The organism is Arthrobacter sp. CG_A4, assembly GCF_035985125.1.
Classification (GTDB): Bacteria; Actinomycetota; Actinomycetes; order Actinomycetales; family Micrococcaceae; genus Arthrobacter.
Map to the genome: position 1 here is coordinate 121,126 of NZ_JAXCID010000002.1, position 14,225 is coordinate 135,350.

At 65.5% G+C, this 14,225-nt stretch carries 15 protein-coding genes; 7 read left to right on the forward strand and 8 right to left on the reverse strand.

The features are described from left to right. Positions 1–192: 192 nt before the first annotated feature. Complete coding sequence (locus RCH07_RS19235; RefSeq protein ID WP_442784758.1) at positions 193–717, reverse strand: hypothetical protein; 525 nt, start codon at positions 715–717, stop codon at positions 193–195. On the opposite strand from RCH07_RS19235, the gene RCH07_RS19240 reads away from it, so the two are divergent. Continuing rightward, a complete protein-coding gene (locus RCH07_RS19240; protein WP_442784759.1) occupies positions 709–1,023 on the forward strand; it encodes a pentapeptide repeat-containing protein in 315 nt (104 codons plus the stop codon). The genes RCH07_RS19235 and RCH07_RS19240 overlap by 9 nt on opposite strands. A 634-nt stretch (positions 1,024–1,657) precedes the next feature. Here RCH07_RS19240 and RCH07_RS01855 read toward each other — a convergent pair. Together RCH07_RS01855 and RCH07_RS01860 are read right to left on the reverse strand one after the other, a co-directional pair. Beyond that, complete coding sequence (locus RCH07_RS01855) at positions 1,658–2,038, reverse strand: DivIVA domain-containing protein (protein WP_326965758.1); 381 nt, start codon at positions 2,036–2,038, stop codon at positions 1,658–1,660. 82 nt (positions 2,039–2,120) lie between these two features. Further along, positions 2,121–2,840, reverse strand: a complete 720-nt coding sequence (locus RCH07_RS01860; protein ID WP_442784762.1) for a TIGR00730 family Rossman fold protein — start codon at positions 2,838–2,840, stop codon at positions 2,121–2,123. A gap of 331 nt (positions 2,841–3,171) precedes the next feature. Between RCH07_RS01860 and RCH07_RS01865 the strand changes: the two genes are divergently transcribed. From RCH07_RS01865 to RCH07_RS01880, 4 genes are all read left to right on the forward strand, one after another. Next, the gene (locus tag RCH07_RS01865) at positions 3,172–3,927 is read left to right on the forward strand and encodes an amino acid ABC transporter ATP-binding protein (RefSeq protein WP_326965759.1); all 756 of its coding nucleotides are present in this window, start codon (positions 3,172–3,174) and stop codon (positions 3,925–3,927) included. A gap of 59 nt (positions 3,928–3,986) precedes the next feature. After that, on the forward strand, positions 3,987–4,874 hold the full coding sequence (locus tag RCH07_RS01870) for a glutamate ABC transporter substrate-binding protein (RefSeq protein ID WP_326965760.1): 888 nt from the start codon (positions 3,987–3,989) through the stop codon (positions 4,872–4,874). Positions 4,875–4,964: 90 nt separating this feature from the next. Beyond that, positions 4,965–5,615: an amino acid ABC transporter permease gene (locus RCH07_RS01875; RefSeq protein WP_326965761.1), complete on the forward strand. Its 651-nt coding sequence runs from the start codon at positions 4,965–4,967 to the stop codon at positions 5,613–5,615. Further along, a complete protein-coding gene (locus RCH07_RS01880; RefSeq protein ID WP_326965762.1) occupies positions 5,612–6,457 on the forward strand; it encodes an amino acid ABC transporter permease in 846 nt (281 codons plus the stop codon). The genes RCH07_RS01875 and RCH07_RS01880 overlap by 4 nt, the downstream gene beginning before the upstream one ends. Before the next feature lie 101 nt (positions 6,458–6,558). Here the strand turns inward: RCH07_RS01880 and RCH07_RS01885 are convergent, their stop codons facing one another. Both RCH07_RS01885 and dapE read right to left on the reverse strand, forming a co-directional pair. After that, positions 6,559–6,939, reverse strand: coding sequence for a hypothetical protein (locus RCH07_RS01885; RefSeq protein WP_326965763.1), 381 nt, complete (start codon positions 6,937–6,939; stop codon positions 6,559–6,561). A 540-nt stretch (positions 6,940–7,479) separates the two neighbouring features. After that, the gene (gene dapE, locus RCH07_RS01890) at positions 7,480–8,604 is read right to left on the reverse strand and encodes a succinyl-diaminopimelate desuccinylase (RefSeq protein ID WP_326965764.1); all 1,125 of its coding nucleotides are present in this window, start codon (positions 8,602–8,604) and stop codon (positions 7,480–7,482) included. 67 nt (positions 8,605–8,671) lie between these two features. Here dapE and dapD point away from each other — a divergent pair, with 67 nt between their 5' ends. Next, positions 8,672–9,682: a 2,3,4,5-tetrahydropyridine-2,6-dicarboxylate N-succinyltransferase gene (gene dapD / locus RCH07_RS01895; RefSeq protein WP_326965765.1), complete on the forward strand. Its 1,011-nt coding sequence runs from the start codon at positions 8,672–8,674 to the stop codon at positions 9,680–9,682. Between the two features lie 91 nt (positions 9,683–9,773). Next, positions 9,774–10,625, forward strand: coding sequence for a hypothetical protein (locus RCH07_RS01900; RefSeq protein WP_442784760.1), 852 nt, complete (start codon positions 9,774–9,776; stop codon positions 10,623–10,625). An 800-nt stretch (positions 10,626–11,425) separates the two neighbouring features. On the opposite strand, the gene RCH07_RS01905 is transcribed toward RCH07_RS01900, so the two are convergent. From RCH07_RS01905 to RCH07_RS01915, 3 genes are all read right to left on the reverse strand, one after another. After that, on the reverse strand, positions 11,426–12,034 hold the full coding sequence (locus tag RCH07_RS01905; protein ID WP_326965766.1) for a hypothetical protein: 609 nt from the start codon (positions 12,032–12,034) through the stop codon (positions 11,426–11,428). Between the two features lie 58 nt (positions 12,035–12,092). Further along, a complete protein-coding gene (locus RCH07_RS01910; RefSeq protein WP_326965767.1) occupies positions 12,093–12,749 on the reverse strand; it encodes a TetR/AcrR family transcriptional regulator in 657 nt (218 codons plus the stop codon). Positions 12,750–12,919: 170 nt separating this feature from the next. Further along, positions 12,920–14,203, reverse strand: a complete 1,284-nt coding sequence (locus RCH07_RS01915; protein ID WP_326965768.1) for a citrate synthase — start codon at positions 14,201–14,203, stop codon at positions 12,920–12,922. Positions 14,204–14,225: the final 22 nt, after the last annotated feature.

A 14,225-nucleotide genomic window follows, 5' to 3' on the forward strand; every position in this document is an offset into this window, starting at 1 on the left:
GGCCGGGCTGTGTCCGCTTAGTCAATCAAGCTGCCCGGTCGCCGTGATGAGAGCCATCAGGGCCACAAGCTCAGTTTGCTTCTTGTCCTTGCTTACCGACTATTATCCCGTAACAACGCGCCCGTAGCTAATCGTTGGACATTCCGCCGCGCCGCACCATGCCGGGCCGGCAGCCCGGAAAGGTAACATGCGTCACGGCGGATAGTCCCCTCCGCCGGGCAACGGCGCCCACGCCCAGAGCCAGACAATCCAGACAATCTGCAGCAGCAGGAACATGACCACCACGGTGCCGCGGTAGGCACGGGACCGGGAGATCAGGGCCGCGCTCAAGGCGAGCGGGAACAGCGGAAGCAGCATCCGGAAGGTACTCGTCTGCGGATGCAGGAAGAGCAGCAGATAGCCCAGGTAGCAGGCGCACCACAGGCGCAGTTCAGGGCCAAGCGCCCGCACCGGGCGGGACATTAGGACGAGGGCGAAGGCGGCAACAAACACGAAAGGCGCCACGACACCAAGCGCCGGACCGAACAGCAGGATGCCCGAGTCGAACCAGGGTTTGAAGGGCACCAGGTCGCCGCCGCGCCAGACGGATTCAGTCCTGGTGTAGGCCTGGATATCTCCGGTGGCGGCCCAGGCAATCGCGGGCCACAGCAGGGCGCTGATCCCGCTGACGGCGGTCAGCCCGGCCAGGGACCAGAGTTCCGGGTTGCTATGCTGCACGGCGCCTGCCTGCACGGCGCCTGCCTGCACGGCGCCTGCCTGCACGGCGCCTGTCTGCACAGCGCCTGCCTGCACGGCGCCTGCCTGCACGGCGCCTGCGGCGCCTGTCGCGAGGCCGTCTCCGCCTTGCCGGCGGGCAGCCCGGCGCTGCCAAACCCGGTAGAGGAACAGCAGCCCCACCATGGCCGCGAACGGCACGCCGGTGGGCCTGGACAGGCACATCAGCACGACGACGGGCATGGCCCACAGATAGCGTCGCCGCACCACGAGCAGCAAGGCGGCCGCGAGCAGGAGGAGGTTCAGTGACTCCGCATACGGCACCTGCAGCACCGGCGAGACCGGGAAGGTCGCGAAGAAGATCGTTCCCCACAGCGCGGTGAGGTGCGACGCCTTGTGCCGGAAGAGGCTGTAGACCACGAGGGCCGCCGCCAGACCGCAGACCGTGGCGATAAGCGTCAGGGCAAGGGCGGGGTCCATCCCCGTCACGCCGGCAACCACCCGGCCCAGCATCGGGAACAGGGCGTAGAAAGCCCAGGCGTTCTCCTGCACGCTGCCTGCCGCATCAGTCGGCAGGACCGCCGGGTAGCCGTTTTGCAGGACTTCGCCGTACCAGCGGGCATCCCAGATGTTGACGAACAGCCAATAGTCCGGCTTGGCCGGAAACCAGGGGTTGACGCCCTGATGCAGGGCCGCTGCCATGAAGATACAGGCGCTGACGAGCCGCGCCGCCAGGTACAGGCCAGCCACCTGGATCCACCACGGCCACCGCGCCACCCGGGCACCGGCGGAGGCCATCCGGTGCCAGGCTTCAGGGTTCACGCCCGGCGATGTCAGGTCAGGGACACCGGCCGGCAGGGTATCAGGACCGCTCGGCGTTTCCTGGTGCGCCGTTTCGTTCTGCGGCGTCGCCTTATGCGCCGTTTCGCTATGCGCTGTTTCCCTATTCACGGGCTGGCCCCGGCGCGGTCCGCCGACCGTCAAGGTCCGCTCCGAGTTCCGCAATTTTCAGGTCTTTGGCGGCGAGCCTGTCCCGCAGCTCGTCAAGCACCTGGTCCACCTGGTCCATCCGGTAGCCCCGGAGGCCCACGGCAAAGCGGAGGCGGTCGACGTCGGCCGGTTCCGGCTCGGCAGGAAGCAGCACCGGCGGCAGGTTGGCCCCCGGCTCGTCGAAGCCGTCGTCGAGGGGCGGCAGTCCGCCGTCGTGCAGCGTGCTGTCGCTTTGGCCGCAGCGTCGGCGGAAGATTTTCGACGCCGTACGTGTGCCGAGCAGGACGGCGACGCCGATCAGCGCTATCGCAAGGAAAACCAGGAAGAAACTCACAACCCCATCGTGCCAGAAGCCGGCCCCCCGGCAACCCAGCCCGGCTGTGCAGCTCACTCTGGCGGCTCGGCCCGGCCCGGTGTTACCGGGGGTGGGTGCCAGTTCCCGGACCGGGGTTGTGGCCGTTCGGGTTCCGGTGCCGGGCGGCACCCTCAACTACGAGCTCGACGGCGAGCGCCGGATCGTCCACCACCTGTACCAGGTCGAGGTCAGGCTCGGACACCATACCCTCTGACACCAGCGTGGTCTGAATCCAATCCAGCATCGGGCTCCAGAAGGCCGTCCCCACGAGCACGATCGGGAAGGACGTCACCTTGCGGGTCTGGACCAGGACCATCGCTTCGAAGAGCTCATCGAGGGTTCCCAGCCCGCCGGGCAGAACGATGAACCCCTGGGCGTACTTCACGAACATGGTCTTGCGGGCAAAGAAGTAGCGGAAGTTGATGCCCAGGTCCACCCACTGGTTCATGCCCTGCTCGAAGGGAAGTTCGATTCCGAGGCCCACCGACACCCCGTTGCCCTGTACGGCGCCCTTGTTGGCGGCCTCCATGGACCCCGGGCCGCCGCCGGTGATGACGGCCAGACCGGCTTCGGCAAGCTTCCGGCCCACCTCTACAGCGAGTTCGTAGTTGTGGCTACCGGGCAGGGTGCGGGCGGAGCCGAAGACGCTCACCGCCGGGCCGAGGTCGGCGAGGGCGCCGAATCCTTCCACGAATTCGCTCTGGATCCGAAGGACGCGCCACGGATCCGTGTGGACGAACTGTCCCGGGCCTTTGGTGTCCAGCAGGGTCTGGTCGGACATGGTGACCTTGGCCTGTTTGCGCCGCAGCTCCAGCGGGCCCTTGCGCCGGATGCCGTTTGCCGGCTGCGTTTCGCGCTTTCCGGTGGCCGGCTTTGCCCCAGCGTCCTGCTTCGGGTCCTGGCCTGGGCGGTATTGCGGATCGGTACTCATGCCCACAGGGTAGCGCGGAACACCTTGCATTCCCCTTCAGGGCCCGTCGGCCGCCGCGTGCCCGGCAGGTTGGCCGACCCTGCCGCGAGAGTCCTGACCTGCAGGTATCTCTTGAATCACGATCTCCAGGAAGTCGGAGTGATTGCAGTCATATGCCGCTAATGTTCGCTAGATTCTTCTTATGACTACTCAAGTGCCCGGCGATGCGCTCGTCTCCCTGAATGCCGTCAATAAGCATTACGGCCAGTTGCACGTCCTGAAGGACATCAACCTCTCCGTCCGCAAGGGCGAGGTTGTGGTTGTCATCGGGCCGTCGGGCTCCGGCAAGTCAACGCTGTGCCGCGCCATCAACCGCCTCGAGACAATCGACGACGGCGTCATCAAGATCGACGGCAAGGAGCTCCCCGAAGAAGGCAAGGAACTGGCCAAGCTGCGCGCGGACGTCGGCATGGTCTTTCAGTCGTTCAACCTCTTCGCGCACAAGACGATCCTGGAGAACGTCACGCTCGGGCCCATCAAGGTCAAGGGCATGTCCAAGACGGAGGCGGACAAGGACGCGATGGCGCTGCTGGAACGCGTCGGCGTCGGGCACCAGGCACCCAAGCTTCCGGCCCAGCTTTCCGGTGGCCAGCAACAGCGTGTCGCTATTGCCCGCGCCCTGGCGATGAAGCCGAAGGTGATGCTCTTCGACGAGCCCACGTCCGCCCTTGACCCGGAAATGATCAACGAAGTCCTCGACGTCATGATCCAGCTGGCCAAGGAAGGCATGACCATGATCGTGGTCACCCACGAGATGGGCTTCGCCCGCAAGGCCGCGGACCGCGTGGTCTTCATGGCCGACGGCCAGATTGTCGAGGACGCGACCCCCGAAGAGTTCTTCACCAACCCCAAGAGCAGCCGCGCCAAGGACTTCCTGTCCAAGCTGCTGACCCACTAGTCGTCCTGAAAATTCGTACCCGGGCCCTCCACCAACAGCCCTCCAATGAAAGGAATGCCATGAAGGCGTTTTTGACCCGCAGGAAATCCCTGCTAATCGCGGCATCCGCAGCGGTGGCCCTAGGCCTGAGCGCCTGTGGCGGCGGCGGCGGTTCCACCACAACCAATCCGCCCGTAGCCGAGAAGCCCAGCTTTGCCGCCAACAGCACCATGGCCAAGCTGTCCTCAGCGGGCAAGATCACCATCGGTACCAAGTTCGACCAGCCCCTCTTTGGTCAGAAGGGCCTCGACGGAAAGCCGGTCGGTTTCGACGTTGAAATCGGTAAGGCCATCGCCGCCAAGCTGGGCATCGCCGCCGACAAGATCGAATGGGTCGAAACAGTCTCAGCCAACCGCGAACCGTTCATCGAACAGGGCCGCGTGGACATCGTCGTGGCCACGTACACCATCAATGATGCCCGCAAACAGAAGGTTTCCTTTGCCGGGCCGTACTACGAAGCAGGCCAGGCCCTGCTGGTGAACAAGGATGATTCCGCCATCACCAAACCCGAAGACGTCAAGGGTAAGAAGGTTTGCTCCGTGACGGGGTCAACCCCGGCCAAGACCATCGTGGAGAAATACGGTGCCGAGCTGGTTCCTGCCGCGAACTACACCGCCTGCCTTGAGCCGCTGCGCAACAAGCAGGTTGTCGCCGTCACCACCGACAACGTGATCCTGGCCGGCTATGTGAACAAAGAACCTGAGGCCTTTAAGCTCGCCTCGGACCAGACCTTCACGAAAGAGCCGTACGGCATCGGCTTGAAGAAGGACGACACCGAGTACCGCACGTGGATCAACGACCAGCTGGAAGCCTTCGCCAAGGACGACACCTACAAGAAGGCCTGGGAGGCCACAGCCGGCAAGGTCATCAAGACCGTCCCGAACCTCCCGACGATCGACCGCTACTAAGCGAGAAGTGGTTGCCGGCCGCCCCTCCGGGCTGGCTGGCAACCACTTTCCGCAGGTCCCGCCCTAGTACCCCCGTCGCCGAAGGACATCATGGACGCCATATTTGAAAGCCTCCCGCAATACTGGGACGGGTTCCTCCGCACCCTGTTTCTGGCCGCCGTCTCGGGGGTCATCGCTCTGGTTTTCGGCACATTTCTGGCCGCTATGCGCGTTTCACCCGTTGCAGCACTTCGCGGTTTCAGCATGTTCTATGTGGAAATCGCCAGGAACACTCCGCTGACCATCATTTTCTTTTTCTCGGCCATCATCCTGCCGCGCCTCGGCGTGAAGTTCGACCAGTTTGAGGTGGCCGCCATCATCGCACTGAGCGGTTACACCGCGGCCTTCGTGGCGGAAGCCGTGCGCTCTGGCGTAAACAGTGTCGCCGTGGGCCAGGCCGAGGCTGCCCGCAGCATCGGTATGACATTTGCCCAGGTCCTGGGTCTGATTGTCCTGCCGCAGGCGTTGCGGACCGTGGTCCCGCCCCTGATCAACATCCTCATAGCCCTGGTAAAGAATTCCTCCGTCGCCGGCGCCTTCTTCGTGCTGGAGCTTTTCGGCTACGGGCTGGAACTTTCGAACTCGCGCGGGGATGCGGTCATGTGGGTGCTGATCGGCGTCGCGTTCTTCTACCTGCTGCTGACGGTACCGCTTGGCCTCTTCGCCCACTATGTCGAACGTAAGGTGGCGATCGCACGATGACTTCAGTCCTGTACGACGTACCCGGGCCCAAAGCCCGCCGCATTTCACTCATCGGCTCGATCGTGGGGTCCATCATCATCGCCGGCGGTGTGGTGGGTGCCATCGTTATCCTCTCCAGCCAGGGGATCTTCGATTCCGCCCGCTGGGCCGTATTCGTCAACGAGTCAGCAAGGGACGTCTGGACCCAATTGGGCCTGGGTGTGCTGGCCACCCTGCAGGCGGCCGCGGTTGCCGCTGTCATTGCGTTCCCTCTGGGCGTGGTTCTGTGCCTGCTGCGTATTTCACTGATCCCGTGGATCCGGATCCCCACGCAGGTGGTGCTGGAATTCCTGCGCGGCATGCCGGTTGTCCTGATGATCCTCTTTGTGCTGCTCGTTTTCGCCACGAGTCCGTATGTCGCTGTTGTGACCGGCCTGGTTCTTTACAACGCGGCCATCTTCTCCGAGATCCTGCGCGCCGGCATCCAGTCGTTGCCCAAGGGACAGCGCGAGGCCGGCCTCGCCATCGGCCTGCGGAGCTTCCAGTCACGCCTGTCCGTCGAGTTCCCGCAGGCAATCCGCCGTATGCTGCCCTCCCTCGTCGCGCAGTTAGTTGTCCTGCTCAAGGACACGTCGCTGGGCTACATCGTGGCGTACGAGGAACTGCTGCGAAAGGTCAAGCTGATTTCGGACCTGGAACCGAGCCTGCTCTTCTCAGCCTTCTTCGTCGGCGCCGCCATTTACATCCTGATCAACCTCGCTGTTTCCCGGCTGGCCATCTGGATCGAGCGCCGCGGCTCGAAGAAGGCGGCCGGCGGAGTGGCGAAGGCCCCCACGGCCGGCGTCGCCACCATGATTAAGTAGCCTCCAGAACTGCAGAAGGCCCGCAATCTCGATTGCGGGCCTTCTGCTTTTCGCCGTCGCAACAGTGTCCGGACTGACCGGACACTGTTGTCTGGGCCGGGCTACAGCCAGATGCAGGGGCGGGAGGTGAATTTCTCCGGTCCGAGGCCGCTGGACACCACGATGGTTATCAGCGCGCAGTACTCACCAGGACCGCCGATGCCCACCGCAACTCCATAACTAGAGTGCCACATTCCGGGTGCCGGAATGGTCCATTGCTGGCCCGGAGAGGTGGGATAGGTGGTCATGGCCACGGATCCCACTTGCTTGTAGCATACGAAACTCGGGTAGAAAATGATGTTGCCGTGGTAACCGTCAACCTCGTGCCATGTGGAGATTTCACAACTCGGTGCTGCCTGGGTCGGGGCGGAGCCCAGGAGCAGCGATCCGAGCGTCAGCACAGTCGCGGAGGTTCCAGCAAGGATTGTCTTTGCAATCTTCACGGGCACCCGCTTCCATGAGTGGCCACCGGCTGCCGGAAGATGCCCGTACCTGGTTCGACGTAGTCAATGGACACCTTGGAACAGAACTCCCCCGCAGTGTAGGCCACCGAAACCGGCGTGCCCTGGCAGTCACCGCCGCCGGTCTCCAGCGGGCACTCTCGGTATGAACTTCCCACGTACCCGCCCAAGTGGTAGAGGATCACTGTCACGCCCAGTGTCAGCGCGGGGGTAGACACGCACCGGCCGAAACCGTAAGCCCGTATCGATGGGCCAGTGGATTGAAGAGCCGGGCCCGCGAAGCAGCTACCGGCAAGTTGCGGTATAGGGCCGGCTGGTGCGCTTGCCGGCGGGACATGGTCCGCCGAATTTGGGGCGGCACCCGCCGCCGGCCCTATGATCATGCCGACAAGGGTTAGGGAAAGGACAAGTAGAAGTTTGGCTGATTTTGTCATTAGCGCTCCCAAGCTGGGAAAAGCCTGTACTTTACAGACTTGTTGAGCGTATGACATATTTGTAAATTTCGTCCAGCCGCCCGTCGCGTTACGCCGTCAGCCAGCTCCGCAGCACCCGCAGGCATTCGCGGATCGCTTCGGCCTCGACATGTTCGTTGTCCTTGTGCGCCAGCAACGGGTCTCCGGGGCCGAAGTTCACGGCCGGGATGCCGAGCTCACTGAATCGTGCGACGTCGGTCCAGCCGTATTTGGGTTTCGGCTCGGCCCCCACGGCGGCGACAAAGGACGCGGCGGCGGGATGGTTCAATCCCGGCCGCGCGCCGGCCGCGCTGTCGGTGCGGACGACGTCGAACCCCGCCAGCAGTTCGCGCACATGGGCCTCCGCCTCATCCGCGGTCTTGTCCGGGGCGAAGCGGTAGTTGATTTCGACAACGCATTTGTCCGGGATGACGTTACCGGCGGTACCGCCCTTGATTTTCACGGCGTTGAGGCTCTCCCGGTAGTCAAGGCCGTCCACGGTGACGGTCTGCGGCCCGTAGTCCGCCAGCCGGGCAAGGATCGGGGCGGCGGCGTGGATGGCGTTGCTGCCCATCCAGGCGCGCGCGGAGTGGGCGGCTTCGCCGAAAGTGGTTGCTTCGAAGCGGATGGTGCCGTTGCAGCCGCCCTCCACGGTGCCGTTGGTGGGTTCCAGCAGGATCGCAAAGTCCCCGCCCAGCAGCCCCCCGTGATTCCGGACGAGCCGGCCGAGCCCGCTCTTGACGGCTTCGACTTCCTCGTGGTCGTAGAAGACGAAGGTGACGTCCCGGGCCGGCTGCGCGCCGCCGTCGAACAAGCCGGCGGCCAGCGCGAGCTTTACCGCGACGCCGCCCTTCATATCGGTGGCGCCGCGGCCGTAGAGGGCGCCCTCGCCGGGCGTTCCCGAGGGCCAGCAGGACGGCACCGTCCCGAGGGAACCGTCCGCCGTCGGCAGCGGCACGGTGTCGAGGTGACCGGCCAGGATCACCCGCTCGGCGCGGCCGAGGTTGGTGCGGGCGATGATCGAGTCCCCGTCACGGACCAGCTCCAGCTGCGGGATCGACCGGAGGGCATGCTCCACGGCGTCGGCCAGCCGGGTTTCCCCGCCGGAGACGCTGTAGATGTCGATGAGTTCCGCGGTCAGCAGCGCGACGTCCTGGCGGGGGTCCAGGCGGGCGGGGGCAGTAGGCTCAGTCACCGTTCCACTGTATATGGAGGCCGTCACCGGTTTCAGGGTGCGCGGACGCGCTCTATAGACTTGGGGCATGACTGAGACCGCTTCTTCCGCCGTGCCCGCCGACTCCCGTTCCGCATACGGCTACGGGCTTGCCACCGTGTCCACCCGGAACGGTGAAGCCACCGTGCTGGACGTGTGGTTCCCGGCACCGGCGCTCGGCATCGCGGCCGGGAATCTTCGCGACGTCGAACGCGCCGACCGGACACTGACGGACATTGCGGAGGCCGGCAGCGACGCCGACCGCGGCACCGAACAGCAGGTCGTCTTCGTCCAGATCCACCTTGACCAGGCCCCCGCGGACACGGCGGACGCCTACCTGCGCCTGCATCTGCTCTCCCACCGTCTGGTTCTGCCGAACAGCATCAACCTGGACGGCATCTTCGGCAAGCTCCCAAACGTCGTCTGGACCAATTTCGGGCCCGCCGCCGTCGAGGACTTCGAGCTGACCCGCGCCCGGCTGCGCAAGCGCGGCGCCGTGACCGTCTACAGCGTGGACAAGTTCCCCCGGATGGTGGATTACGTCATCCCCTCCGGTGTCCGGATTGCCGACGCCGACCGCGTCCGCCTGGGCGCGCACCTGGCCGAAGGCACCACGGTCATGCACGAGGGCTTCGTGAACTTCAACGCCGGCACGCTCGGCACCTCCATGGTCGAGGGCCGGATCTCTGCCGGCGTGGTTGCCGGTGACGGCTCCGACGTCGGCGGCGGCGCGTCGATCATGGGAACCCTGTCCGGCGGCGGCAAGGAAAAGATCGCCCTCGGCGAGCGCGTCCTGCTCGGCGCCAACTCGGGCGTGGGCATCAGCATCGGCGACGATTCCGTCGTCGAGGCCGGTCTCTACGTTACGGCCGGCACGAGGATACGCGTGGTGGGTGGCAAGGACGCCGACGGCGAGGACACCGCCCGGATCGTCAAGGCCGTGGAGCTCTCCGGTGTTCCCAACCTGTTGTTCCGCCGCAACTCCTCCACGGGCGAAGTGGAAGTGCTCCCGCGCAAGGGCCAGACCGTCGGGCTCAACAAGGCGCTGCACGCCAACTGAGGTTTCGCCGGACACTTAGCACGGGCATGATGCCTGCGGACAATGCGGTGTGAGAATGGACCGGCCCGGAAGGGCCCGAGGGAGTAGTTTCGTGGCACGAAGATCCAGCTGGCGCCGTCGGATCGTGCTCCTGCTGACCCTGGCGATGGTCGCGGGCGGCGTCTACACGGCGGTGCTGTTCCTGCAGCGCTCGGAAACCCTGGTCGCCGAACGCTGCACGGCGCCAGGCGGCGGGGAGAGCGAACTTGCGACGGACCAGGCCGCGAACGCCGCCCTGATCGCCGCGGTCGCCGTCCGCCGGGGCTTGCCCGCCCGGGCTGCCAGCATCGCCCTGGCCACGGCCATGCAGGAATCCAAACTGCGGAACATCAGCCACGGGGACCAGGCCGGGCCGGACTCCCGCGGTTTGTTCCAGCAGCGGCCGTCCCAGGGCTGGGGCACCACGGAACAGGTGATGGATCCCTACTACGCGAGCAATTCCTTCTACAGCGCCCTGCTGAAAGTTCCCGACTACCAGACGCTGGAGATTACCGACGCCGCCCAGCGGGTTCAGCGCTCCGCTTTCCCTGACGCCTACGCCCAGCACGAGGTGATGGCCCGGGCGTTCGCCTCCGCGCTGAGCGGCCAGACCGCCGCCGGCCTGGACTGCTCACTGCGCACCGCCGACGAGGCGGGGGACGCCGGTGCGGTGCAGGAGCGGCTGACGGCGGCCTTCGGCGGGATCACTGCCTCCGCGGACGGCCGGACCCTGACAATCGAGGCAACCGGCCCCCGCGCCTGGGCCATGGCGCAGTGGGCGGTAGCCAACGCAAAAGCGCTCTCGATCATCGATGTCCAGGTGGACGGCCGTGGCTGGGCGCGGCCGGAACGCAACGGCTGGCAGCCCGCCGATGGGCCCGCCGGACAAGTCAGGGTGACGGTCGCCGAGGCCCCGCAGCGATAGGCAGACCTTCGCAGGGCCCTTGGCGCCCGCTCCGCTCGGCTGGCGGCGCACTGGCTTGTGGGCATTTTCGTTAGTTCGTCGGGGGCTAGGCAGCGCCAAGACACTTTAGCGCCGGTGGGACATGCCCATTCTTTGCCCCCGAAACTGGGCACAATGATACTATGCCCACCGGCCGGCCCGGGCGCGGGGCATGTCCAGCCCAGCGGGCACGTCCCGACGAGCGGGCACGTCCCGTCCGGCGGGCACGTCCCGTCGAGCGGGCACGTCCCGTCCGGCGGGCATTTTCGTCGACCTGGCCGGACGCAGGATTCGTTGGCGGCGCTCCTTCCCGGTTACCTGCCGCCACACCTCCTATCGGACCGGGGAAGGCCGGGATTCCCGCGGGCTTGTGGCGCCGGGGCGCCGAAGTAACTGGGCAGGAACGTCGCGGCCCGACGCGTTGGGCTGGTCCGGTCAGGCGTTGGGCTGGTCCGGCGGCGTGTAAGCTGGACCTTTCGCGCCGCGGGGGACATGCTCATTCTTCGCACCCGGAACTGGGCAGAATGACACCATGTCCATCCGCCCACTCCGGCGCGGGGCATGTCCCTTCGGGCCGCTGTCCAGTCCAGCGGGACATGCCCATTCTTCGCACCCGGAACTGGGCAGAATGACACCATGTCCATCCGCGCAGTCCGGCGCGGGGCATGTCCCCGAGCAGTGCCCTCCCAGTCCCGGGCCAAGACCCCCGACGAACTAACGAAAATGTCCATCTGCCGGCGGCGGTCAACCGGTCCCAGCCAGCCGGACTCAGTCCGCCGGTCTCAGATGAGCAGGTCCACCACGGGCTGCACGTAGCTGCGGAAGAGCTCCGGCTGGGACAGCAGCTCCGAACTCATGATGATCGTCTCAGGCTCCAGGTACCAGGCCCTCGGCTCCGCCAGTGGGAGTTCAATAATGGTCAGGGTGAAATCGTTGGCGGCCCGGCCCACTTCGAGGAGCCGGTCGTCCACCATGTCCTGCAGCAATTGCACGCCGGCGGCCTCCCGCTCCGCTTCGAGCGCGACGTATTCGCCGCGGCGTTCCCGTGCCCACGACAGCGCCGCGCCGAAGTGTGCCTGCAGCACGCGCCGCAGGGCAGGCGAATTGCTGAAGGAACGGAATCCGGGAGGGCCCAGTTCCGGAGACATCTCGGGATGCGCTTTCAGCAGCTGTTCCCACCAGGCCTCCCATTCGGTCTTGAGCGCGCTGACGCCGCCCGCCTCCGCAATGAGGTGGGTGTGGTCCGAGGGACGGATTTTCGGTGCGGCGTGGCAGAGTGCCGGATGCCCGGCACCGTCCAGTCCGGCGGCGTCGCGAACATAAAGTGCAATGAGCAAGGGGCCGGATGTGTCCATGGTGATCCGCCAGCCGGGTCCGCCTGTGTGGTGCATCCGATTGCCTCCCTTGGCAAGACGTACGTTCCCAGTGTATTCCTCACGGCAACGCACGTTAATGGCCCGGCGGGTGGCTGTTCAGTCCGGCCAGATGGGATTCCAGCACGTCCCGGCACATCCGGGCCGTCATCCATTCCGGCTGCAGCAGGGCGTGCATCGTGAGACCATCCAGGGTGGCCAGCAGCCGTTCGGCCTCGGTCACCAGCCGCTGCTGGTCGACGCTTTGCGCGCCGGAACCGCCGCCAGAGCCGCCGTCGGCCCGGCTCAGCACCAGGATGAGCCCGCCGACGATCGCGGCTACGGCACGGTGGCTGCGGTCTGCTTCCGAGGCCAGGAAGGGCTTGGTCCTGGCGGCGCTCTTGAAGGCCATCCAGACGCAGGCGTCGACGGCCCGTTCATCATCCAGCGGCAGGAATTCACCCAATAGGGTTAATACGCCCTGGTGGTGTTCGGGGGTCCCGGGGTCCAGCCCGCCGAGGCGCTCGTCGGCCACCGTCAGCCGGCTGACGATCCGGTCCACGACGACGCCGAAAGAGTGGGCGAGCAGCTCATCGCTGCTGGCGAAGTAGTGGCGGACGGAGCCGACGGCGAGGTCAGCTTCGTCTGCAACCTCCCGGAGGGAAGCCCTCTCGAGTCCGTCGGCGGCAATGATCCTGAACACCGCTTCGACCACGTCCTGGCGCCGTACGGCAGCGTCGACAAATTTGGGCATAGGTCCTTTTTAGCACAGATGTGCTGCCACGACGTCGGGGCACACCGGCGGGGCGTCCCCGCGGGCACGGGCACGGGCACGGGCACGGGCAATCGATGAAACAGGAACGACGCCGGCCGCGCAGCTTCAAAGCCGCGCGACCGACGTCGTACTCTTCTGCTCCTGGTGCGCTATACCGAAGGGTAGCTTCGTTCCGGTTCCCCCACATACAGCTGCCGCGGGCGGCCGATCTTGGTCTGCGGGTCCTTCATCATTTCCCGCCACTGGGCAATCCAGCCCGGCAGGCGGCCGATCGCGAACAGCACGGTGAACATCTTCTCCGGGAAGCCCATGGCTTTGTAGATCAGGCCGGTGTAGAAGTCGACGTTCGGGTAGAGCTTGCGGGCAATGAAGTACTCGTCCGTCAGGGCGACCTCTTCGAGGCGCATGGCGATGGCCAGCAGCTCGTCATTGCCGCCCAGCTTCTCGAGGATCTCGTGGGCCGTGGCCTTGACGATCTTGGCACGCGGATCGTAATTCTTGTAGACGCGGTGCCCGAAGCCCATCAGCTTCACGCCGTCTTCCTTGTTCTTAACCCGTTCCACGAACTTCTCAACAGGCTCGCCGCTGGCCTGGATCTGGCGCAGCATGTTCAACACCGCCTCGTTGGCGCCGCCGTGCAGCGGGCCGAAGAGGGCGTTGATGCCGGCAGAGACGGAGGCGAAGAGGTTGGCGTTGGAGCTGCCCACCAGACGCACAGTGGAGGTTGAACAGTTCTGCTCGTGGTCAGCGTGCAGGATCAGGAGCAGATCCAGCGCCTTGACCACGGTGGGGTCCATGTCATAAGGCTCCGCCGGAAGGCCGAAGCTGAGGCGCAGGAAGTTCTCCACCAGGTTCATCGAGTTATCCGGGTAGAGCATCGGCTGGCCGATGCTCTTTTTCAGGGCATAGGCGGCAATGACCGGCATTTTGGCCAGCAGGCGGTACGTGGACAGCTCCACCTGTTCGTCGTCGAACGGATCCAGTGAGTCCTGATAGAAGGTGGACAGCGCGGACACCGCGGACGAGAGCACCGGCATCGGGTGCGCGTCGCGCGGGAAGCCGCCAAAGAAACCCTTGAGGTCCTCATGCAGCAGCGTGTGCCGCCGGATCCGCTGGTCGAAAGTGTCAAGCTCAGCGGCGGAGGGCAGGTTGCCGTAGATCAGCAGGTAGGAGACCTCGAGGAAGCTCGAGTGCTCTGCCAGTTCCTCGATCGGGTAGCCGCGGTAACGCAGGATACCCTTGTCGCCGTCGATGTAGGTGATGGCGGAAGATGTGGCGGCCGTGTTCACGAAGCCGGGGTCGAAGGTGACCGCACCGGTCTCCTTGAGCAGCTTGGAAACGTCGTAGCCTTCGTTTCCTTCTACAACCTTGATGCGCGGCAGTTCGAGCTCGCCGTCGGCAAAGCGCAGGGTTGCGCTGGTGGTCTCAGTCATGGAGTCTCCTCTGAGGCGTCGG

Bases quoted from the DNA above. Each gene is read 5' to 3' on its own strand.
- dapD (WP_326965765.1), top strand. From the start codon at position 8,672: ATGACTGAGACCGCTTCTTCCGCCGTGCCCGCCGACTCCCGTTCCGCA.
- RCH07_RS01870 (WP_326965760.1), top strand. From the start codon at position 3,987: ATGAAGGCGTTTTTGACCCGCAGGAAATCCCTGCTAATCGCGGCATCC.
- RCH07_RS01875 (WP_326965761.1), top strand. From the start codon at position 4,965: ATGGACGCCATATTTGAAAGCCTCCCGCAATACTGGGACGGGTTCCTC.
- RCH07_RS01915 (WP_326965768.1), bottom strand. From the start codon at position 14,203: ATGACTGAGACCACCAGCGCAACCCTGCGCTTTGCCGACGGCGAGCTC.
- RCH07_RS01860 (WP_442784762.1), bottom strand. From the start codon at position 2,840: ATGTCCGACCAGACCCTGCTGGACACCAAAGGCCCGGGACAGTTCGTC.
- RCH07_RS01905 (WP_326965766.1), bottom strand. From the start codon at position 12,034: ATGCACCACACAGGCGGACCCGGCTGGCGGATCACCATGGACACATCC.
- RCH07_RS01865 (WP_326965759.1), top strand. From the start codon at position 3,172: ATGACTACTCAAGTGCCCGGCGATGCGCTCGTCTCCCTGAATGCCGTC.
- RCH07_RS01880 (WP_326965762.1), top strand. From the start codon at position 5,612: ATGACTTCAGTCCTGTACGACGTACCCGGGCCCAAAGCCCGCCGCATT.
- RCH07_RS01910 (WP_326965767.1), bottom strand. From the start codon at position 12,749: ATGCCCAAATTTGTCGACGCTGCCGTACGGCGCCAGGACGTGGTCGAA.
- RCH07_RS19240 (WP_442784759.1), top strand. From the start codon at position 709: ATGCTGCACGGCGCCTGCCTGCACGGCGCCTGCCTGCACGGCGCCTGC.